Raw genomic sequence first — 20,203 nt, forward strand, 5'->3', positions numbered from 1 at the left:
GAGGGGCCGGAGCGCACGTGTGACCTGCGTCAAAGAATTCCCGGCGATTTCCGGACGGCGGACGTCGGTGCGGTGGCGCAGTATCGCAGTCACATCGCCGAATTGAGTGGTTTTGCTCGCGCGCGTTGCCCAAGCGATGCCGACTGATGTTGGTCATCGGGTCCTGAGATGCGGGATAATGGCTTGGAAGCAATGTGTTCGATGCCGGTGTCGCGTGTCCCAGTCCCACGCTGTGGCCCGCGCGTGCCCTCCAGGGCCGTCGGCTTTGACGATGAGCTGGTTTCAGGAAGGGGAACGAGCATGGCGGCCATGAAGCCGCGGACGGGCGACGGCCCGCTCGAGGTGACCAAGGAGGGGCGGGGCATCGTCATGCGCGTTCCGCTCGAAGGCGGCGGTCGACTCGTCGTCGAGCTGACCCCTGACGAGGCCGACGCGCTCGGCGACGCCCTCAAGAAGGTCGTCGGCTGACGCGGAAGCGACCATACCTTTTCAGTGGCCCCGGCACCCGAATGGTGCCGGGGCTGCTGTTTTTCCTTTTCCGGTTCCGGACCGGTGCGCTTTCCCGCCTCACTGGTCCTGCACGGGCCGTTTGACCGCGCACAGCAGACCGTCGCCCACCGGCAGCAGCGAGGGCAGCAGCTCCTGGCTCTCGCGCACCGCGCGCAGCAGCTCCCGCAGCCGCAGCACCTCCGAGGGCTGCGGCCCGGAGCCCACCGTGCGGCCGTTGGCGAAGACCCCCTCGAAGACGACGAGGCCGCCGGGACGCAGCAGGCGCAACGATTCAGCGAGGTACTCCATGACCTCCTGCCGGTCGCCGTCGCAGAAGACGAGGTCGTAACCGGCGTCCGCGAGCCGGGGCAGGACGTCCAGGGCGCGGCCCGGGATGAAACGGGCGCGGTTGCCGGCGAAGCCGGAGGCGCGGAAGGCCTGGCGGGCGAACTGCTGGTGCTCGGGCTCGGGGTCGACCGTGGTCAGCACCCCGTCCGGGCGCATGCCGTGCAGCAGATGGATGCCGGAGACGCCGGTACCGGTACCGATCTCGGCGACCGCCTTGGCGTCGACGGAGGCCGCCAGCAACCGCAGCGCGAAGCCCGTACCGGGCGCAACCGAGCGCAGCCCTGCCTCACGGGCCCGGTCGCGGGCCCAGAGCAGCACCTCGTCCTCGGCGACGTAGGCGTCGGCGAACGCCCAGCTCGTCTGCCGGTTGCCGGTAATGGCCCTCTCCTGTCCCCGTGGTTGCCTCGGCGTGACTGTATCCGTTGGGCCCGGGAACCCGCAGATGGGACCGGGCGTTAAGAGGGGTAGGGACGACGTCTGGGGGACACGGTTGGATCACGGCGACGGGCAGGCCCCGGAGCAACTGCGGACGCAGGGGTCCGAGGGGCGCCGGCCCACATCAAATTCTCGTAAAACCGCTTATCCGGAGCTAACGGGCGAGGTGGCTATGGTAGGGGCTCCACTGGACACCACCAGAGCCGACAGGGGAGGTGCGGCCGCGCCTGGAGTCCGGGCAGGAGCGCTGCGGCGCTTCCTCGGATCAGCCGGCAGGCCGAAATCCGTGAACGACACCGCTGCTGACCACAGCCACGCCGCTGACCCGGCCCAGACCGCGACGTTCTCCACCGACGCGGACGGGCAGGCGTGGACTCCGCCCACCTGGGAGGAGATCGTCAGCACCCACAGCGGCCGTGTCTACCGGCTGGCCTACCGCCTGACCGGTAACCAGCACGACGCCGAGGACCTCACCCAGGAGGTCTTCGTCCGCGTCTTCCGCTCCCTGTCGACCTACACTCCGGGCACCTTCGAGGGCTGGCTGCACCGCATCACCACCAACCTCTTCCTCGACATGGTCCGCCGCAAGCAGCGCATCCGCTTCGACGCGCTGGGCGAGGACGCCGCGGAGCGGCTGCCCAGCCGGGAGCCGTCGCCGCAGCAGGTCTTCAACGACGCGCACTTCGACGCGGACGTCCAGCAGGCCCTCGACACCCTCGCGCCCGAGTTCCGCGCCGCCGTCGTGCTGTGCGACATCGAGGGCCTGTCGTACGAGGAGATCGCCGCGACCCTGGGCGTCAAGCTCGGCACGGTCCGCTCCCGTATCCACCGCGGTCGTTCGCAGCTGCGCAAGGCCCTCGCGCACCGTGCGCCCCAGGCCCGGACGGCGGAGCGCCGCTCCTTCGCCCGTGTGCCCGCGCTGGGAGGAGGGGGCGCGACCGCGTGAGCGAGACCCGACCCAGCCCCGCCGAGCGGCGTCTGGCCGAACAGCATCTGGGAGACCGACTCTCCGCCCTGGTGGACGGAGAGCTCGGTCATGAGACGCGCGAGCGGGTCCTCGCCCACCTGGCCACCTGCGCCAGGTGCAAGGCGGAGGCGGACGCGCAGCGACAGCTGAAGAACGTCTTCGCGGAGGCGGCCCCGCCGCCGCCCTCCGAGAGTTTCCTGGCCCGGCTCCAGGGGCTTCCCGGGGGAGGTGACCCGGACGGCGGTGGCTCGCCGTTCGGCGGGGGAGGAATCCCCGGCGGGCTCCTCGGAAGATCTGGCGTCACGGGGGCCTTCGGCCTGAAGCGGGGCGAGAGCTTCGAGTTCGGCTACGTCCCCGCCGCCTCCTCGCACGCCTCCGGGCTGCCCTCCGCCGCGGACCGCGGCTTCCGTATCCACGACGTCAGCCGGCACGAGTCCGAGCGCTCCGCCTCGCGCGGGATGCGGTTCGCGTTCGTCGCCGCGGGCGCCGTGTCGCTCGCCGCGATCGCGCTGGGCGGCGTCACGGCGGGCACCCCCACCGACACCGCGGACGCCCGCGGCGGCACGGGCGCGGGCAGCAACGTGATTCCGGCACGCCCCCAGGGGACGGGTGCCGCGACGGCCCCCGAGAACCAGCGGCGCCGTGGCACCGCCCCGCTGCTCGCACAGGGCCGGCAGTCGCTGGGCGAGGCCCCGGTGGCCCCGACCGCGGTCTCCGCGCCGCTGCTGCCCGGCGTGGTGAACCAGGCCGGCGCCGCGGACCGGGCCGGCTCGGTGCGGGCCCGGCAGCAGACCGTGCACACGCTCACCACTCCCGTGATGGCGGGCGCCGCCGTGATGTCCCCGCTGATACGCCCGCTGGAGGCGACCCCGCCGCTCACCCTGACCTCGTGGTCCGATCCGCCGGAGCTCTCGTCCCCCGGCCTCCTCGCCGCACCCGTCCCCGACCCGGCTTCCGCTTCCTCCTCCCCGCACCCCTCCCGCTGACCGGCCCCTGCGTCCCGGCCCGCGAACCTGGTTGAATCCAGGCTGGACCGCGTCCGCGGCAGCGGGCCGCGCGCGGAGTCGACAACCGAGGCCACGGCGCCGGACCGTGCCGTGCCGTGGCCGGCTGTGGGGAGAGCATGAACGAGGGGAAGCCCGCGAAGCCGAAGTGGTGGAGCAGGCCGCGTCCGCAGGGTGTGGCGGGAGAGACGGAGGCGACCTCATCCGCCGACGCGGGCCACGGGCCGGACGCACCGCGGGAAGCCGCGGCCGGGCGCGCGGCCACGCCCGGGGACGACGCCGGGCCGACGCGGCCCGCGGGCGCCGGGACCGAGGGGGCGGCCTCTCCGGCCGCCTCCGCCGCTCCCCGCGTCTCTGGCCCTTCCGCAGCCGGCGCCGCCTCCCCGCCCGATGGCGACTTCGAGCTGCGGGCTCCTGGCCCGGAGCTGGGGGCTTCTGAGGGGGCGGTGCGGTCCGTGGGTGGCGTGGGGGAGGGGGCGGCTTCCTGTGGGGTTTCCGGGGCCGGGAGTGGGTCCGTACCCGATGGCGACTTCGAGCTGCGGGCTCCCGGCGCCGGGCTGACGGCTCCTGAGGGGGCGGCCGGTTCGGGGGGCGGTGGTGCGGGCGGTGGCCGTGAGGGTGACGGCGAGCCGGCGGCCCCCGCGGGGACGCACGCCGCCGAGCGTTCCGGGCCCCTGCACGACCCCGACCCCTACAGCACCCCGCCGTACGGCGAGCCCGGCCCCTGGGCGCCCGCTCCGCCGGTGCAGCACCCGGCGGCCACGCCCGCGCAGGGCACCGCGACACCGGCGCCGGCGCCGGCGCCACCACCGTCCCACGGTTCCCCGGCGCCGGAACCGGTGCCCGTGCTCCCGGGGGCCCAGCCCGCCCCCGCCCCCGCGGCCCCCGTACCCTCCTTCTCCACCCCCTGGCAGAACTACGACCCCTGGTCCTCCACCCCCCTCCAGCAGAACGGCGCGGCCGTCGAGGACAAGGACAAGCGGCGCAGGCGGGTCCGGCGGGCGCTCGTCGGCGGCGGCGTGGCGCTCGCGCTGGTGTCAGGGGGCGTCGGCGGTGTCGTCGGGGCCTCCCTCGAACGCGACGGCGGCCTGGGGGCCGTGGAGCTGCCGCAGGCCGGCAAGGAGCCCCCGGGCCGGGCCCCGGACAGCGTCGCGGGCATCGCCGCGCGGGCCCTGCCCAGCGTGGTCACCCTGCATGTGTCCGGCGCCGGGGAGTCCGGCACCGGGACGGGCTTCGTGCTCGACGCGCAGGGCCACATCCTCACCAACAACCACGTCGTCGAACCGGCCGCCGACTCCGCAGGCCGGATATCGGTGACCTTCAACAGCGGGGACACGGCCAAGGCCACCGTCGTCGGCCGGGACAGCGGCTACGACCTCGCCGTCGTCAAGGTCAGTCACGTCGGCGGGCTGACGCCCATGCCGCTCGGCAACTCCGACAACGTCCAGGTCGGCGATCCCGTCGTCGCCATCGGCGCCCCCTTCGACCTGGAGGGCACCGTCACCTCCGGCATCATCAGCGCCAAGGAACGGCCCATCACGGCCGGCGGCGACAGCGCCGACGGGAGCGACGTGTCGTACGTCGACGCCCTCCAGACCGATGCGCCGATCAACCCCGGCAACTCCGGCGGGCCGCTGCTCGACACCCGGGCCCGGGTCATCGGCATCAACTCCGCCATCCGTTCCGCCGACGACGGCTCGGACTCGGGCAGCGGTCAGGCCGGCTCCATCGGGCTCGGCTTCGCCATCCCGGTCAACCAGGCCAGGCGGGTCGCCGAGGAACTGATCAACACCGGCAGGGCGACCCACCCGGTCATCGGCGTCACCCTCGACCTGGACTACACCGGGGACGGCGCCCGCGTCGGCGCGAAGGCCCGGGACGGCGGCCCCGCCGTCCGGCCGGGCGGCCCGGGCGCCAGGGCCGGCATCAGGGCGGGCGACGTCATCACCGCGCTGGACGGCCGGCGCGTGCACTCCGGCGAGGAGCTGATCGTCAGGACCCGCGCCCACCGCCCCGGCGACCGCCTGGAGCTGACCGTCCGGCGGGACGGCGCGGAGAGGAGGATCTCGCTGGTCCTCGGCTCCTCGGACGGCGGCTGAGCCCATTCGGGGCCCCACAAGGCAAACAACCCCCAAAACCGTCCACGCACCGCACCCGGAACGCCCGGGACGGTACCGGTCGTACGGGATGGCCGGGTACCGTGGATCCGGCCCGGACCACGGAAGACCCGCACAGACCACCGAGGGCCGAGGACCGAGGGACTCGCAAGGAGCTTCAGGTGTTCAATGACATAGGACCGCTCGAGCTGGTGACGCTCGTTGTCCTTGCCGTGCTCGTCTTCGGTCCGGACAAGCTCCCGAAGGTCATCCAGGACGTGATGCGGACGATCCGCAAGATCCGGGAGTTCTCGGAGAGCGCCAAGCAGGACATCCGGTCCGAGCTGGGCCCGGAGTTCAAGGACTTCGAGCTCGAGGACCTCAACCCCAGGACGTTCATCCGCAAGCAGCTGGACAGCGACGACCTGGGGCTCAAGGAGATCCGCAACGGCTTCGACCTGAAGAAGGAGATGGCCGAGGTCACGGACGCGGTGCACAGCCGCGAGATCGACCCGCCGTCCACGCCGTCCTCCTCCGGTCCCCCGGCCTCCTCGAACGGCCGCGTGGACATGACGAAGAAGCCCGACGGGGACGACCGCCCGCCCTTCGACGCGGACGCCACCTGAGTCCTGCCCGCACGCCGCCGGACCGCGCTCCGGCGCGGCACGCGCGCGCGCCCGTATGCGCCGTACGTGATGCGTTTCATACTCCGGCGGACCTGCGCACGGCCTGAACCCGCCCCTCGGTGCGACCCACGCGCCGGGCGATTTCCGTGCTGTTCCGAGCGGGGTGGCTATGCTGCCGAGTTGTTGTGCGGACCGTACTTCGAGGAGTAACGCCGCCCGAAGGGGGGCGGGCCGCTCCGGTCCGACGAGAACGAGGAGGCGTCCGGGCACATGGAGACGACGAGTCAGGCAGTCGCGCAGGCGCCGGGCACGGAGGGCGGCGGGCAGCTGCCCACGGCCCGGCGCACGGTCGACGGCTACCTGCTGGCGCCCTTCCCGTGGTACGGCCTCGACGAGGCCTTCACGGGTCCGCGCTGGCTGATGCAGGTCGGGACGGCGGCCGACGGTGCCGTCGAGCACGGTTCGATCGGGCACGGCGACGAGCCCTCCGTGAAGAACGAGTTCGCGGCCGGCTCCGCCGACGAGCCGCGGGAGAAGTTCGCGGTCGTGGTGACCGTCGCGGCGAGCCCCGTACGGCGCAGTGCCGACGGCACGGGTCTGCTGGAGGCCACGTCGGTCTCCTCGGCGGCCTGGCTGGCCGGTGTGGGGCTGCTGTCCTTCACCTGGCCCGGGCAGATGGACCACTCGCTGCGGGACGACTGGCTGGAGCAGCAGACGGAGACCGCGTGGGCGCTGGCCGACGACCTGTCGGGCCCGGAGTGGTCGACGCTCTCCCTGCCCGTTGACGGCGTTCCCACGCCCTTCCACTACCGCGAGTCCGAGTTCGGCTGGGTCCTCGCCGGATCCACGCCGGAAGGGGTGCACGTGGGGGCGTACGGAAGAGGCATGAGCGCGTACGGCCTCGGCTTCGCCATGATCGAGGACATCAAGGCGTACGCATGACGAAGGGGCGCCGCGCGGCCGCGGCGCCCCTTCACCGCGCCCCGGCGCGGCGGGTCAGAACTTGTTCTTCGGCGTGATCCCCAGGGACATGCCCGACAGGCCCCGCTGACGCCCGCCCAGCTTGCCCGCGATGTCCCGCAGGGCCGCGCCCGCCGGGGAGTCCGGGTCGCTCAGGACCACGGGCTTGCCCTCGTCGCCGCCCTCGCGGAGGCGGACGTCGATCGGGATGGCGCCGAGGACGGGAACCGTCGCACCCGTCGTACGGGTCAGGCCCTCCGCCACCGTCCGGCCGCCGCCCGTGCCGAAGACGTCGACCATCTCGCCGCAGTGCGGGCAGGGCAGGCCGGACATGTTCTCGACGACGCCCACGATCTTCTGGTGGGTCTGCACGGCGATGGAGCCGGCCCGCTCGGCGACCTCGGCCGCCGCCTGCTGAGGCGTGGTGACGACCAGGATCTCCGCGTTCGGGACCAGCTGGGCGACGGAGATGGCGATGTCGCCGGTGCCGGGCGGGAGGTCGAGCAGCAGGACGTCCAGGTCGCCCCAGTACACGTCCGCGAGGAACTGCTGGAGCGCGCGGTGGAGCATCGGGCCGCGCCAGACCACCGGGGCGTTGCCCGGGGTGAACATGCCGATGGAGATGACCTTCACGCCGTTGGCCGAAGGCGGCATGATCATGTTCTCGACCTGGGTGGGGCGGCCGTCCGCGCCGAGCATGCGCGGCACGCTGTGGCCGTAGATGTCGGCGTCGACGACACCGACCTTCAGCCCGTCGGCCGCCATCGCGGCCGCCAGGTTCACCGTCACCGAGGACTTGCCCACGCCGCCCTTGCCGGACGCGACCGCGTAGACGCGGGTGAGCGAGCCGGGCCTGGCGAAGGGGACCTCGCGCTCCGCCTGGCCGCCGCGCAGCGCGTTCGCCAGCTCCTTGCGCTGCTCGTCGCTCATCACGTCGAGCGAGACGTCGACGCGCGTGACGCCCTCGACCCGGGAGACCGCGTCGGTCACGCGCTGGGTGATGGTCTCGCGCATCGGGCAGCCGGAGACCGTCAGGTACACGGTGACCGCGACCGTCCCGTCCGCGCCGATGTCCACCGACTTGACCATCCCGAGCTCGGTGATGGGCCGGTTGATCTCGGGGTCGTTCACCGTCGCCAGTGCCTCGCGCACCGCGTCTTCGCTAGCCATAAGGTCGATGGTACGGCGCCGCGGGGTGCCCCCGGGACGCCCGTCACCGGTCGTCTACGTCACGTCCGCGCGACCGTTCCGCCGGGAATACGGCGTGTTCGTGGTGGCCGTTCTGCCGCTCCTCCAGCTCCTTGACCATGTCCTGCAGCTCGGACCGGATCCAGTCGCGCGTGGCGACCTCGCCGAGGCCGACGCGCAGGGCGGCGATCTCGCGGGTCAGGTACTCGGTGTCGGCGATGGAGCGCTCGTTCTGCTTGCGGTCCTGTTCGAGGTTGACCCGGTCGCGGTCGTCCTGCCGGTTCTGCGCGAGCAGGATCAGCGGGGCGGCGTAGGACGCCTGGAGGGACAGCATCAGGGTCAGGAAGATGAACGGGTAGCTGTCGAAACGCAGCGCGCTCGGCGCGAACACGTTCCACACCACCCACAGCACGATGACGACCGTCATCCAGACGATGAACCGTCCCGTGCCGAGGAAGCGCGCGATGCGCTCCGACAGCCGTCCGAAGGCCTCCGGGTCCCACTCGGGGATCAGCCGGCGGCGCGGCGCGCGCGGCTGGTCCAGACGGGCGCGCGGGCGGGTGGCGGCCGTCGCCCCGGCCGGCGTGCGCTCGCGCGTGCTCTCGCGCTCGGGAGTCATGAGCCCCCACCCCCCTTGCTCTCGTCGTTCTCGTCCACGTCCAGATGGAACTCCGTCTCCCGCCAGTCGTCGGGCAGCATGTGGTCCAGTACGTCGTCCACCGTCACCGCGCCCAGCAGCGAACCGGCCTCGTCGACCACGGGCGCCGCGACCATGTCGTACGTGGCGAAGAACCCGGCGACGACGGGCAGCGCGGAATCGGGGTCGAGAGGCTGCAGGTCGTCGTCGATGATCGCGCTGACCAGCGTGTACGGCGGGTCGCGCAGCAGGCGCTGGAAGTGGACCGTGCCGAGGTACTTGCCGGTCGGCGTCTCGTCGGGCGGGCGGCAGACGTAGACCTGGGCGGCGAGGGCGGGGGAGAGGTCGCGGTTGCGGACGCGAGCGAGCGCGTCGGCGACCGTGGCGTCGGGCCGCAGCACGATCGGCTCGGTGGTCATCAGGCCGCCCGCCGTGTGCTCCTCGTACGCCATCAGGCGCCGCATGTCCGCCGCGTCGGAGGGCTGCATCAGGCTCAGCAGGCGCTCCTTGTCCTCCTCGGGGAGCTCGGCGAGCAGGTCGGCCGCGTCGTCCGGGTCCATGGCCTCCAGGACGTCCGCGGCGCGCTCCTCCTTCAGCTTGCCGAGGATCTCGATCTGGTCGTCCTCGGGCAGCTCCTCGAGCACGTCGGCCAGCCGGTCGTCGTCGAGGGCGGCGGCCACCTCGGCACGGCGCTTGGCCGACAGGTGGTGCAGCACGTTGGCGAGGTCCGCGGGGCGCAGCTGCTCGAAGGTGGCGAGCAGGCTCTCGGCGCCCTGTCCGTGCTCCTCCAGGGAGAAGCCGGTGACGGCGGACCACTCGACGGTCAGCTGTTCGCCCTTGGCCCGCCGGAAGGCGCCGCTGCGCCTGCCCTTGCGGACGAAGACGCGGTCGACCTCCCAGTCCCGGCGGGCCGGCAGCTGCTGCACCGCCACGTCGAGGACCGTGACCTCCTCGCCGGTCTCGACGAGCGTGACCCGGCGGTCCAGGAGCTCGCCGAAGGCGAGGCGTTCGGTGGGCCGCTGCTCGAAGCGCCGGACGTTGAGCACGCCGGTGGTGATGACCTGGCCGGACTCGATACTGGTCACCCGGGTCATGGGCAGGAAGATGCGGCGCCGGGTGGGCAGTTCGACGACCAGCCCGAGCACCCGCGGCGGCCGCCGGCCGACGCGCAGCATGACGACCAGATCGCGGACGCGGCCCACCTGGTCGCCGTTGGGGTCGAAGACGGCGACACCGGCGAGGTGCGAGACGAAGATCCTCGGGGCGCCCGCTGCCATGGGCCGCGCCTCCTTTGCTTGCGGGTTCTTGCGGTGTGTTTCGCAGTGCTTGTTTCCTGCTGTGATTTCTTTCCGAATTGCCCGCTCAGGTGGGCTTCAGGCTAGCCCGTACCGATCGGGTCCGCCCTGGTGGGGCGCCCGGACGGACTGCTTCCGCTGGGCCGCCCGTACCCCGGGTACGCTGCGGTACGCCGCTCACGTCCCACGACCGAAAGGCAGCCCCTTCCGTGACCGCGATCGCCCAGGGCCGTACTCGCCGGATCACGCTGCTGGCAGCGATGTGCGCACTGGCCCTGGCGGGGACGGGCGTGCTGGCGGGCTGCAGCGGCGACCCCGACGCGGGCACCAACGGCGTCGGCAGACTGCCGGCCGCGAAGATCCAGGCGAAGACCCGGGCGGCCGCGGCGTCGGCCGACTCCGTGCACCTCCTGGGCAACGTGGTCACCAACGGGCGCACGTACAAACTCGACATGCGCCTGAAGTCGGAGGGCGCCACCGGCTCGGTCACCTCGGGCGGCGTGGCCTTCGGGCTGCTGCGCATCGGTGAGCAGCTGTATCTGAAGGCCGGCGCGAAGTTCTGGAAGCACGCGGGCGGCGCCACGGACAAGGTGTCCGCGGGCAAGCTCGACGGCAAGTACGTGAAGGTGCCGCGGCGCGACCCCGCGTACAAGAAGTTCAGCGGCTTCACGGACATGGACGTCCTCCTCGAGGGTCTGCTCACCCTGCACGGTTCGCTCGCGACGGACGGGCATCACGAGCAGTCGGGTACCCGCACCATCCGGATCACCGGCGGCAAGGGTTCCGGCGGCACCCTCGACGTCTCCCTGCAGGGCAAGCCCTATCCGCTCCGGCTGCAGCGGGCGGGCGGTGCGGGAACGATCGCCTTCTCGTCCTGGGGCGAGGACTTCGCCCTGAACGAGCCGGAGAAGAACGAGACGGTGGACTACGGCAAGCAGCTGCCGACGTCCTGACGTCCTATCGGCGCCTTCGCTTCCTCAGCAGCAGCCGGGGAAGCCCCGCGGGGGCCGGCCGGCGCGTCGTGGCGGGCGTCGGCAGCGGTGCCTCGGCCAGGCTGCCGGCGGGCAACCGCGCTGTCGCCCCGGCCGGTTCCAGACGCAGTACCCGGCACTCGCGGGACCAGCGCCCGGTCATCGCCTCGCCGTCGGGGGCGTTGAGCCGCTTGCCCTTCAGCTCGGCGACCGTGGCCGTCCACTCCTCGGAGCCGGGCGTCAGCTCGACGACCTTCGCGGGCCAGGTCACCAGACGGCCGCCCTTGTCCTTGCTGCGGACCGTCACCTCCGCCCCGGCCCCGTCGGTCAGCCCCGGCAGCGGCTGCTCGCCCGGTCCGTCGCCGACCAGGCACGCGGCACCCTCGTGCCACACGTGCCACAGCGCCCTGGCCGGGACGCCGGGACCGCTGACCCAGATGAGGCCGGACTTCTTGGTGGCCTCCTCGACGAGGGCCTGGCCGAGCAGCTCGCTTGTCATGGTCTCAGCCTAACCAGGCCGCTCTCACAGCCAGCCGTTGCGCTTCAGCGTGCGGTGGATGCCCAGACAGATGCAGACCGTGATGCTCATGACCACCGGGTAGCCGTACTTCGCGTGCAGTTCCGGCATGTAGGTGAAGTTCATGCCGTAGACCCCGCACACCATCGTTGGTACGGCGATGATCGCGGCCCAGGACGTGATCTTGCGCATGTCCTCGTTCTGCGCCACGGAGGCCTGCGCCAGGTTGGCCTGGAGGATCGAGTTGAGCAGCTCGTCGAAGCCGAGGACCTGCTCCTGGACGCGGACGAGGTGGTCGGCGACGTCCCGGAAGTACTTCTGGATGTCGGGGTCGACCAGCCGCATCGGCCGCTCGCTCAGCAGCTGCATGGGACGCAGCAGCGGCGAGACGGCGCGCTTGAACTCCAGCACCTCGCGCTTGAGCTGGTAGATCCGCGCGGAGTCCACACCGCGCGAGACGCCGCCCCGGCGGCCCGGCGAGAACACCTCGGTCTCGACCTCGTCGATGTCGTCCTGGACGGCGTCGGCGACCGCGAGATAGCCGTCGACGACATGGTCGGCGATCGCGTGCAGCACCGCCGAGGGGCCCTTGGCGAGCAGCTCGGGGTCGTCCTGGAGCCGGTGGCGCAGGGCGCGCAGCGAGCCCTGGCCGCCGTGCCGGACGGTGATGAAGAAGTTCCGTCCGGTGAAGCACATGACCTCGCCGGTCTCGACGACCTCGCTGTTGGCGGTGAGCCGGTCGTGCTCGACGTAGTGGATGGTCTTGAAGACCGTGAAGAGGGTGTCGTCGTAGCGCTCCAGCTTGGGCCGCTGGTGGGCCTGGACGGCGTCCTCCACGGCCAGCGGGTGCAGCCCGAACTCGCTTGCGATCCCGGAGAACTCGGCCTCGGTCGGCTCGTGCAGACCGATCCACACGAAGCCGCCGTCGCGGCGCACCAGGCGCATCGCCTCGTGCGGGGTCAGGGACCTGCCGCTGTCGACGCGGACGCCGTCCCGGTAGACGGCGCAGTCGACCACGGCGGAGGGGGTCGAGGGGTCGCGAGTCGTGTCGTACACACCGGCGTCCCCCCGCACCGGGACGCGGGACGGCCGGACCGCGGCGCGCAGGTCACGGATCATCGACATGGCTGGCTCCTTCGTGTCAGGCGAAAGGCGCCGACGACGGCTGGAACTGCCCGGAATGAGGACGTCCTGGCGTCAGGTGTTTGGCACGTCCACAAAGCGGGGAGCACCGCACCGTCGCGGTGGCGTATTCCGCTGCTGATTCAGATCAGACAGATCAGGCAGAACGAAACGAAGTGCTCTTCCGCGGGAAGACGTGAGCGTGAAAGGCGGCGGTCAGCCAGAGCCGGATCAGCTGTATCAGGGGCGGGAAGAGCGAGTGGTACTGCACGGGTGACTTCGATCCATGACAGCCCCACCTCCTCCGGCCGGTCCCTCGTGAGGGACGTTCCATTCCCGTAAGGGAGTCTCACTCGCGTCGGGCCTAATGTGCGGTTCCCCCGCTGGCTCACGGCCCGGGAGGGGCCCATCTGCGTGTTGCCCCGACGACGCGGGCAAGACTATCAGCAGCCCAATGTGTCAAGGTGCTGCTTTGCCCTGTACTGACGAGTTCTATGCTCGCCGCATGGTTGATGTTCTTCCTCTGGTCGAGGCCCGGTTGCGCGGCGCGCTGGGCGAACCGGACGCCCGGGCGGCCGTCACGTTCCTCGGCGCCGACCGCATCGAAGTGCTCCGTTTCCACGAGGGCGACATCGTCCGCTACGCCACCCTCGGCATGTCCGCGCAGCCGATGAACGACCCCTCGGCGGTGCTCGCCGACCCGGTCGAGGGCCCGCGCGCCGAACTGGTCCTGTCGGTCCGCGGCGGCCTCGCCGACACCGACAAGGCGCTGCGCCCGCTCGCCGTACTCGCCGCTTCACCGCAGGTCGAGGGCGTGGTCGTGGCACCCGGCGGCTCGCTCGACGTCGGTGAGCCGCTGTGGCCCGGCGCACCGTTCAGCTCCGTCCTGGTGGCCGAGCCGGGCGGTCTGGTCGAGGATCTCGCACTCGAGGAGCCGCTCGAGCCGGTCCGGTTCCTGCCCCTGCTCCCGATGACGCCGAACGAGGCCGCCTGGAAGCGGGTGCACGGCGCCCAGGCCCTCCGGGAGCGCTGGCTGGCACACGGGACGGACCTGCGGGACCCAGCCCGCGGGTCCGTCCCGCTGGAGTGACCGATCTCAGCTGGAGTGAGCGATCTCACCAACCGTCATCCGGCGGACGTCAGTTGGCGAAGACCGTGACGCTCTCCTGCGACGCGTGCCGCGGCTCCGGCTCCTCCGCCTCGTGCGTGAGCGCGGTGCGCCGTACGAGCACGACGCCCGCGCCCAGCAGGGCGGTGACCGCCGCGACCACGAAGGGGACGTGGAGGTCGGTCCACTCCTCGATCTTCGGCGCGAAGTACGGCGCGGCCGCCGCCGCGAACCAGCGCACGAAGTTGTAGCCCGCGCTCGCCACGGGACGGGGCGCGTCCGAGACGCCGAGCGCCAGCTCCGTGTAGACGGTGTTGTTCACGCCGATGAAGGCGCCCGACAGGACCGTGCAGACGACGGCCGTGGTGTGGCTGCCGTAGCCGAGGACGAGGACGTCGGCCGCGAGCAGTACCAGCGAGCCGCCGAGCACCTTCAAGGAGCCGAAGCGCTCCTGCATGCGCGGGGCCACGAGCACCGAGAACACGGCGAGCAGCACGCCCCAGGCGAAGAACACGGCCCCCGACCTGTACGGCGTCATGTCCAGCACGAACGGCGTGAAGGCCAGCACGGTGAAGAACGTGTAGTTGTAGAAGAACGCCGAGACCGCGGCGGAGGCGAGGCCGCCGTGGCCGAGCGCCCGCAGGGGGTCGAGCAGCGAGGTCTTCCGGGCCGGCCTCGGCTGCTCCCTCAGGAACGCCGTGATGCACAGGAAGCCGACCGCCATCAGGAAGGCGGTGCCGAAGAAGGGGTAGCGCCAGCTCTGGTTGCCGAGCAGCGCGCCCAGCAGCGGCCCGCAGGCCATGCCGAGGCCGAGGGCGGACTCGTAGAGCAGGATCGCGGCGGCGCTTCCTCCCGCCGCCGCGCCGACGATGACCGCGAGGGCCGTCGAGACGAACAGGGCGTTGCCCAGGCCCCAGCCCGCGCGGAAGCCGACGAGTTCGGCGACCGAGCCGGAGGTGCCGGCCAGGCCCGCGAAGACCACCACGAAGGCGAGGCCGAGCAGGAGCGTCTTGCGGCCGCCGATGCGGCTGGAGACGAAGCCGGTGAGCAGCATCGCGACGGCGGTGATCAGGAAGTACGAGGTGAAGAGCAGGGAGACCTGGCCGGCCGTCGCGTCCAGACCCTTGGCTATGGACGGCAGGATCGGGTCGACGAGTCCGATGCCCATGAAGGCGACGACGGACGCGCCCGCCGTCGCCCACACGGCCTTCGGCTGCCGCAGGATGCCGCTCGCACCCGCGTCGAAGGGGTCGTCCATGCTTCCTCCACTCTCCTCGATAAATAGTTGGTATATGCACATAGTAAGTTAGCGCGGCTAATTAATGCAAGTAGCATCTAGTTGGGTCCTGTGCGGCTCCCCGTGAAGGGTTCCGTCCGGACGGGTGATCGTCCTTGACGTGGCGGGGCGGGGGTAGGACCGTGGGGCCCTATGAGGGGCGAACCCAGTTGCCCGAAGTGTGGTGGCCGGGTCAGGGCTCCCGGACTCTTCGCCGATTCCTGGCAGTGCGATGTGCACGGCACCGTGCATCCGCTGCAGCCCGTGATCCCGCCCAGCGTCGAGGCCCTCAGTGTGGTGGTGCATCGCGCGCAGGTGCCGGTGTGGATGCCGTGGCCCCTGCCGGTCGGCTGGCTCTTCACGGGGGTGGCCTGCGCGGGCGACGACCGGCACGGCGGCCGGGCGACCGCGGTGGCGTGCTCGGGGCCGGGGCCGCTCGGCGGCATAGGGGAGCTGATCCTGGTCGCCGAGGAGCTCGGCGTCGGGCTCGGCGCGCGGTACGCGGGCATCGACGGCCCGGACCCGGGGCCGTACATGAACGTCGAGAAGCCGCCCCAGGCCAAGGTGCTGGCCGGCGGCCGCCCCACCCCGCTCTGGCACGTCACCGACAGCCCCGACGACCGCGCCGTCTTCGCGGGCGAGGCGCGGGGGCTGTGGCTGTGGGCGGTCGTGTGGCCCGAGCAGTCGGGCCTGCTGATGTACGACGAGCTGGTGCTGACGGATCTGCGGGACGCGGGCGCGGAGGTCGAACTGGTGCCGTGCGGGGCGCTGTCGCCGCGGTTGCTCGAGCCGTAGCACCGACGGGTGGCTCGGTGGTCTGTGCGGGTCGGGTGCGAATGGCGGGTGCGAATGGCGGGTGCGGGTGCCGGTGCGGGTACGAATGGCCGGTGCGGTGCGGTGCGGTGCGGTGCGGTGCGGTGCGGTGCGGTGCGGTGCGGTGCGGTGCGGGGCGATGCGGTGCAGGGCGGTGAGGGTGGCTGGTGCCGGTTGTCGTGGTCGGTCGTGCGTGGTTCCCCGTGCTGCCGTGCCCGGGGATGTAGGGGGTGCTGGTCGGGTACGGGTGTGACGTGGGGGCTGGAAAATCCGGTTATCCTTGAGCGTCCGCTTCCGTCCCGTCGTCGCCTGGAGTCCGCGTGGTGCGTATCGATCTGCACGCCCACTCCACTGCCTCCGACGGCACGGACACGCCCGCCGAGCTGGTGCGCAACGCCGCCTCCGCCGGGCTGGACGTCGTCGCGCTGACCGACCACGACTCCACCCGCGGGTACGCCGAGGCGATCGCCGCGCTGCCGGAGGGGCTCACGCTCGTCACCGGAGCCGAGCTGTCCTGCCGTGTCGACGGCGTCTCCATGCACATGCTCGCCTACCTCTTCGACCCCGAGGAGCCGGCGCTGCTCGCCGAGCGCGAGCTGGTGCGCGACGACCGGGTGCCGCGCGCCCAGGCCATGGTCGACAGGCTGAACGCGCTGGGCGTGCCGGTGACCTGGGAGCAGGTGCGGCGGATCGCCGGGGACGGCTCGGTCGGGCGTCCGCACGTCGCGAGCGCGCTCGTCGAGCTCGGCGTGGTGCCGACCGTGAGCGACGCGTTCACCGAGGACTGGCTGGCCGACGGAGGCCGGGCCTTCGTCGAGAAGCACGAGACGGACCCCTTCGAGGCGATCCGGCTGGTCAAGGCCGCGGGCGGGGTCACCGTCTTCGCGCACCCCGCCGCCGCCAAGCGCGGCCGTACGGTGCCGGAGTCCGCGATCGCCGAGATGGCCGCCGCCGGACTCGACGGCATCGAGGTCGACCACATGGACCACGACGAGCGCGCGCGGGCGCGTCTGCGGGACCTGGCGAAGGAACTGGGAGTGCTGACCACCGGCTCCAGTGACTACCACGGCAGCCGCAAGACGTGCGTGCTCGGCGAGAACGTCACGGATCCCGAGGTGTACGGGGAGATCGTGCGGCGGGCGACGGGAGCGTTCCCGGTGCCGGGGACCGGCGGGGCCTGACTCCTCTCTCGCCCCTTCTCACGTCCGTTTCCCATCACCGCAAGGCCAGTGGCTCACCCATGTTCGACCTCGCCGTCTTCGGCTCCCTCTTCCTGACCCTCTTCGTCATCATGGATCCCCCCGGGATCACCCCGATCTTCCTGGCGCTGACCGCCGGGCGACCCGGCAAGGTGCAGAAGCGGATGGCCTTCCAGGCCGTCTGTGTCGCCGGCGGTGTGATCACCGTTTTCGGGCTGCTCGGACACCAGATCCTCGACTACCTGCACGTCTCCGTGCCCGCCCTGATGATCGCGGGCGGACTGCTGCTCCTGCTCATCGCCCTCGACCTGCTGACCGGCAAGAACGAGGAGCCGAAGCAGACCAAGGACGTCAATGTGGCGCTCGTGCCGCTGGGCATGCCGCTGCTGGCCGGTCCGGGGGCGATCGTCTCGGTGATCCTGGCCGTGCAGAAGGCCGACGGCTTCGCCGCGCAGGCGTCGGTGTGGGCGGCGATCCTCGCCATCCATGTCGTGCTGTGGCTGGTGATGCGGTACTCGCTGCTGATCATCCGGATCATCAAGGACGGTGGCGTGGTCCTGGTGACGCGGCTGGCGGGCATGATGCTCTCCGCGATCGCCGTACAGCAGATCATCAACGGCGTCACGCAGGTGATCAAGGGCGCCTGAGCGGTCCCCGGCCGGCCACTCCCCGGCCACCCGCTCCCCGGAGACGCGTCCCCGGGGGCGCGCTCCCTCGCAGGGAACGTGAAACCCCCTCGCGGGAAACGCGAAGCCCCCGCACGGCGTCGGTGCCGGGCGGGGGCTTCGAAGATCGCGCGGTGATCCGCGTCGGTTACACGGCCGAGCTCTCGGCGGGCCGGATCCAGAGCCGCTGTCCTATGGCCGCGGCCTGCTGGACGATCCGGTCGACGGAGGCGGCGTCCACGACGGTGCTGTCCACGGTCGTGCCGTTGACCTCGTCGAGTCGCATGATTTCGAAGCGCATGCCTCTCCCTTCGTCGCGCTGCCATCTGCTCCAGTCAACGGTTACCTCGTTACAAACATTCCCTACGCTAAATAAATTTTTCGAACGGCTAACTACTGACCGGTAAGGCATAACCTACGAGACCGACCGGGACCGGTTGTGTTCGCAGCGTGACCACCGGGACAATGGAGGCGATGAACGACGACCTCGAGGCCCTCGCCGCCCGCATCGACCGCACGAACGAGCTGCTGCAGCGCATGCTCGCCGAGGTGGCCAAGACGCCCTCGACGCATGCGATCTTCGTCGACGCGGGATACCTGTACGCGGCCGCGGGGCGCCTCGTCGCCGGCACGGAGGACCGCCGGGCGTTCGACCTCGACGCGGAAGCGCTGATCGAGGCGCTCATCGACAAGGCCCGCACGATCTTCGCGGACAGCCGGCTGCTGCGGATCTACTGGTACGACGGCGCGCGACGCCGTATCCACACCGCCGAGCAGCAGTCGATCGCCGAACTCCCGGACGTGAAGGTCCGCTTGGGCAATCTCAACGCCAACAACCAGCAGAAGGGCGTCGACTCGCTGATCAGATCGGACCTGGAGTCACTGGCCAGACACCGCGCGATCAGCGACGCGGCCCTGCTGGGCGGCGACGAGGACCTGGTGTCGGCGGTCGAGGCCGCGCAGGGCTACGGGGCGCGGGTGCACCTGTGGGGCATCGAGGCGCCCGAGGGACGCAACCAGGCGGAGCCCCTGCTCTGGGAGGTCGACAGCCAGCGCACCCTCGACCTCGACTTCTTCAAACCGTACGTCGCCCGGCGCACCGCGGCCGCCTACGAGGCCACCGCCTCCCGGCCCGGCCGCGAGGACGTCCGCTTCGTCGGCGCGCAGATCGCGGCGAGGTGGCTGGCGGCGCGAGGCCGCGAGTCACTGGTGGAACTGCTGCCCGGCCACCCCTACCTGCCGGGCTCGGTCGACCAGGACCTGCTGGTGGAGGCGGAGGGCCTGCTGCAGTACTCGCTGCGCGGCCAGGCCGACCTGCGGCGGGCGTTGCGGGACGGGTTCTGGGAGCACCTTCAGGCGCAGTACTAGCCGTACGGACTGTTGTATCAGCGGTACCGGCTGTTGTATCACCAGTACCGGCTGTATCAACCGTACCGGCTGTATCAACCGTACTGGCTGTATCAGCCGTACCGGCCGCACTGAGCGGTCGCTAGCTGCCGGGGACGCCTCGGTCCCAGAAGTCGGCGAAGGCGCGGGCCGTTTCGAGGGGCTGGTCCGTGTTGGGGGAGTGTTCCGCGCCCTGGACGACCGTGCGGCGCGCGCGCAGGCGCAGCGCCATGTCGTCGAGCAGGGGCACCGGCCAGGTGTCGTCGCTGGAACCCGACAGCACGTGGAACGGCAGCGGTACGGCGGCCAGCTCGGCCACGCGGTCCGGCTCGGTGCACAGCTGGCGCCCCGTGGCGGCGAGCTGGGCCGGCTTGTTGCCCAGCCAGCGGCGGCGCAGGTCCTCCTGGTCGCCGAGCCCGGCGTCCAGACCACCGGTGTCGGTCTCCTCGGGCGGCTCCAGAGCCTGGATCGCCTCCCACACCTCGGCCATGGTCATCACGGCGAGCGCGTCCCTGAGCAGCTTCACCCGCTGCTGCTGGGAGACGGAGATCTGGGCCGGCCCGGAGGCCATGAGGGTGAGGGAGCGGAAGGGCGAGTGGTCCAGCAGGACCGCGGCCCGTGCGATCTGCCCGCCGAGCGAGTGCCCGACGAGGTGCACGGGGGTGCCGAGGGCGGCGGCCTGGGCGAGCACGTCCTGCGCCAACTCGCTCTGCGCGTAGGCCGATTCGTCGTGCTCGGGCCCGTCGGACTCGTACTGCCCGCGCCCGTCCACCGCGACGGTCCGGTAACCGCGCCCCCCGAGCGTCTCGTGCAGCGGGTTGAAGTCCTCCTTGCTGCCGGTGAACCCGGGCAGCAGCAGCGCGGTTCCCCGCGGCGCGACGCCGTCCGCCACGGGCGAGTCGACGACGGCGAACTCCCCGCGCGCGGTGCGCAGCGAGTACGCGCGGGCGCCCGGGGGCGGGGTGAAGGTCGGAGGCCTGCTCATGGAGTGAGGTTATCCGGCGAGGGGGGCGTGCAGACGGATGGGCCGATGGGTGGCCGGCCGGCCGGTCGGGCCGATGGGCGGGGGGGGGGGGGACCGGTGGGGCGGTCGGGCGTCGG

At 71.8% G+C, this 20,203-nt stretch carries 21 protein-coding genes; 12 read left to right on the plus strand and 9 right to left on the minus strand.

The window, feature by feature from the left end:
• Nucleotides 1–300: 300 nt before the first annotated feature.
• Nucleotides 301–468, plus strand: a complete 168-nt coding sequence (locus tag ACJ9NR_RS25815) for a DUF3117 domain-containing protein (protein WP_003966491.1) — start codon at nucleotides 301–303, stop codon at nucleotides 466–468.
• A 99-nt stretch (nucleotides 469–567) separates the two neighbouring features.
• On the opposite strand, the gene ACJ9NR_RS25820 is transcribed toward ACJ9NR_RS25815, so the two are convergent.
• Nucleotides 568–1,215: an O-methyltransferase gene (locus ACJ9NR_RS25820; RefSeq protein ID WP_412493525.1), complete on the minus strand. Its 648-nt coding sequence runs from the start codon at nucleotides 1,213–1,215 to the stop codon at nucleotides 568–570.
• Between the two features lie 229 nt (nucleotides 1,216–1,444).
• Between ACJ9NR_RS25820 and sigE the strand changes: the two genes are divergently transcribed.
• The 5 genes from sigE (at nucleotide 1,445) to ACJ9NR_RS25845 (ending at nucleotide 6,907) form a co-directional block, all read left to right on the plus strand.
• Nucleotides 1,445–2,218: an RNA polymerase sigma factor SigE gene (gene sigE, locus ACJ9NR_RS25825; protein ID WP_412493308.1), complete on the plus strand. Its 774-nt coding sequence runs from the start codon at nucleotides 1,445–1,447 to the stop codon at nucleotides 2,216–2,218.
• Nucleotides 2,215–3,225, plus strand: a complete 1,011-nt coding sequence (locus ACJ9NR_RS25830) for an anti-sigma factor family protein (protein ID WP_412493309.1) — start codon at nucleotides 2,215–2,217, stop codon at nucleotides 3,223–3,225. Before sigE ends, ACJ9NR_RS25830 begins: the two co-directional genes overlap by 4 nt.
• Before the next feature lie 554 nt (nucleotides 3,226–3,779).
• Nucleotides 3,780–5,342 carry a S1C family serine protease gene (locus ACJ9NR_RS25835; RefSeq protein WP_412493526.1) on the plus strand — a complete coding sequence of 521 codons (1,563 nt, stop codon included), beginning with the start codon at nucleotides 3,780–3,782 and terminating at the stop codon, nucleotides 5,340–5,342.
• Nucleotides 5,343–5,521: 179 nt separating this feature from the next.
• Nucleotides 5,522–5,965, plus strand: coding sequence for a sec-independent translocase (locus ACJ9NR_RS25840; protein WP_412493310.1), 444 nt, complete (start codon nucleotides 5,522–5,524; stop codon nucleotides 5,963–5,965).
• 270 nt (nucleotides 5,966–6,235) lie between these two features.
• Nucleotides 6,236–6,907 carry a hypothetical protein gene (locus ACJ9NR_RS25845; protein WP_412493311.1) on the plus strand — a complete coding sequence of 224 codons (672 nt, stop codon included), beginning with the start codon at nucleotides 6,236–6,238 and terminating at the stop codon, nucleotides 6,905–6,907.
• A 54-nt stretch (nucleotides 6,908–6,961) separates the two neighbouring features.
• Here ACJ9NR_RS25845 and ACJ9NR_RS25850 read toward each other — a convergent pair whose 3' ends face one another.
• From ACJ9NR_RS25850 to ACJ9NR_RS25860, 3 genes are read right to left on the minus strand one after another with little or no spacing between them, the layout of a single operon-like run.
• Nucleotides 6,962–8,095 (minus strand): Mrp/NBP35 family ATP-binding protein, encoded by a 1,134-nt coding sequence (locus ACJ9NR_RS25850; RefSeq protein ID WP_412493312.1) that lies wholly within the window; start codon nucleotides 8,093–8,095, stop codon nucleotides 6,962–6,964.
• A gap of 43 nt (nucleotides 8,096–8,138) precedes the next feature.
• A complete protein-coding gene (locus tag ACJ9NR_RS25855; protein ID WP_412493313.1) occupies nucleotides 8,139–8,732 on the minus strand; it encodes a DUF1003 domain-containing protein in 594 nt (197 codons plus the stop codon).
• Nucleotides 8,729–10,027, minus strand: coding sequence for a magnesium transporter MgtE N-terminal domain-containing protein (locus ACJ9NR_RS25860; RefSeq protein WP_412493314.1), 1,299 nt, complete (start codon nucleotides 10,025–10,027; stop codon nucleotides 8,729–8,731). Before ACJ9NR_RS25860 ends, ACJ9NR_RS25855 begins: the two co-directional genes overlap by 4 nt.
• 227 nt (nucleotides 10,028–10,254) lie before the next feature.
• On the opposite strand from ACJ9NR_RS25860, the gene ACJ9NR_RS25865 reads away from it, so the two are divergent.
• A complete protein-coding gene (locus ACJ9NR_RS25865) occupies nucleotides 10,255–10,998 on the plus strand; it encodes a hypothetical protein (protein WP_412493315.1) in 744 nt (247 codons plus the stop codon).
• 4 nt (nucleotides 10,999–11,002) lie between these two features.
• On the opposite strand, the gene ACJ9NR_RS25870 is transcribed toward ACJ9NR_RS25865, so the two are convergent.
• The gene (locus ACJ9NR_RS25870) at nucleotides 11,003–11,515 is read right to left on the minus strand and encodes a hypothetical protein (protein ID WP_412493316.1); all 513 of its coding nucleotides are present in this window, start codon (nucleotides 11,513–11,515) and stop codon (nucleotides 11,003–11,005) included.
• 24 nt (nucleotides 11,516–11,539) lie between these two features.
• The gene (locus ACJ9NR_RS25875; RefSeq protein WP_412493317.1) at nucleotides 11,540–12,658 is read right to left on the minus strand and encodes a magnesium and cobalt transport protein CorA; all 1,119 of its coding nucleotides are present in this window, start codon (nucleotides 12,656–12,658) and stop codon (nucleotides 11,540–11,542) included.
• A gap of 502 nt (nucleotides 12,659–13,160) precedes the next feature.
• Here ACJ9NR_RS25875 and ACJ9NR_RS25880 point away from each other — a divergent pair.
• A complete protein-coding gene (locus ACJ9NR_RS25880) occupies nucleotides 13,161–13,745 on the plus strand; it encodes a suppressor of fused domain protein (protein WP_412493318.1) in 585 nt (194 codons plus the stop codon).
• A 49-nt stretch (nucleotides 13,746–13,794) separates the two neighbouring features.
• Here ACJ9NR_RS25880 and ACJ9NR_RS25885 read toward each other — a convergent pair whose 3' ends face one another.
• Entirely contained in the window at nucleotides 13,795–15,021 is a 1,227-nt protein-coding gene (locus tag ACJ9NR_RS25885; protein ID WP_412493319.1) for an MFS transporter, read from the minus strand.
• 171 nt (nucleotides 15,022–15,192) lie between these two features.
• On the opposite strand from ACJ9NR_RS25885, the gene ACJ9NR_RS25890 reads away from it, so the two are divergent.
• From ACJ9NR_RS25890 to ACJ9NR_RS25900, 3 genes are all read left to right on the plus strand, one after another.
• Nucleotides 15,193–15,834, plus strand: coding sequence for a DUF6758 family protein (locus ACJ9NR_RS25890; RefSeq protein ID WP_412493320.1), 642 nt, complete (start codon nucleotides 15,193–15,195; stop codon nucleotides 15,832–15,834).
• Between the two features lie 341 nt (nucleotides 15,835–16,175).
• Nucleotides 16,176–17,033 carry a PHP domain-containing protein gene (locus ACJ9NR_RS25895; protein ID WP_412493527.1) on the plus strand — a complete coding sequence of 286 codons (858 nt, stop codon included), beginning with the start codon at nucleotides 16,176–16,178 and terminating at the stop codon, nucleotides 17,031–17,033.
• Between the two features lie 59 nt (nucleotides 17,034–17,092).
• Nucleotides 17,093–17,698, plus strand: coding sequence for a MarC family protein (locus tag ACJ9NR_RS25900; protein WP_412493321.1), 606 nt, complete (start codon nucleotides 17,093–17,095; stop codon nucleotides 17,696–17,698).
• Nucleotides 17,699–17,864: 166 nt separating this feature from the next.
• On the opposite strand, the gene ACJ9NR_RS25905 is transcribed toward ACJ9NR_RS25900, so the two are convergent.
• Nucleotides 17,865–18,017, minus strand: coding sequence for a DUF8834 family protein (locus tag ACJ9NR_RS25905; protein ID WP_412493322.1), 153 nt, complete (start codon nucleotides 18,015–18,017; stop codon nucleotides 17,865–17,867).
• Between the two features lie 173 nt (nucleotides 18,018–18,190).
• On the opposite strand from ACJ9NR_RS25905, the gene ACJ9NR_RS25910 reads away from it, so the two are divergent.
• On the plus strand, nucleotides 18,191–19,084 hold the full coding sequence (locus ACJ9NR_RS25910; protein WP_412493323.1) for an NYN domain-containing protein: 894 nt from the start codon (nucleotides 18,191–18,193) through the stop codon (nucleotides 19,082–19,084).
• A 121-nt stretch (nucleotides 19,085–19,205) separates the two neighbouring features.
• On the opposite strand, the gene ACJ9NR_RS25915 is transcribed toward ACJ9NR_RS25910, so the two are convergent.
• The gene (locus ACJ9NR_RS25915) at nucleotides 19,206–20,087 is read right to left on the minus strand and encodes an alpha/beta fold hydrolase (protein ID WP_412493324.1); all 882 of its coding nucleotides are present in this window, start codon (nucleotides 20,085–20,087) and stop codon (nucleotides 19,206–19,208) included.
• Between the last annotated feature and the right edge of the window lie 116 nt (nucleotides 20,088–20,203).

The organism is Streptomyces sediminimaris, from assembly GCF_047049295.1.
In the GTDB taxonomy this organism is placed as follows: domain Bacteria; phylum Actinomycetota; class Actinomycetes; order Streptomycetales; family Streptomycetaceae; genus Streptomyces; species Streptomyces sediminimaris.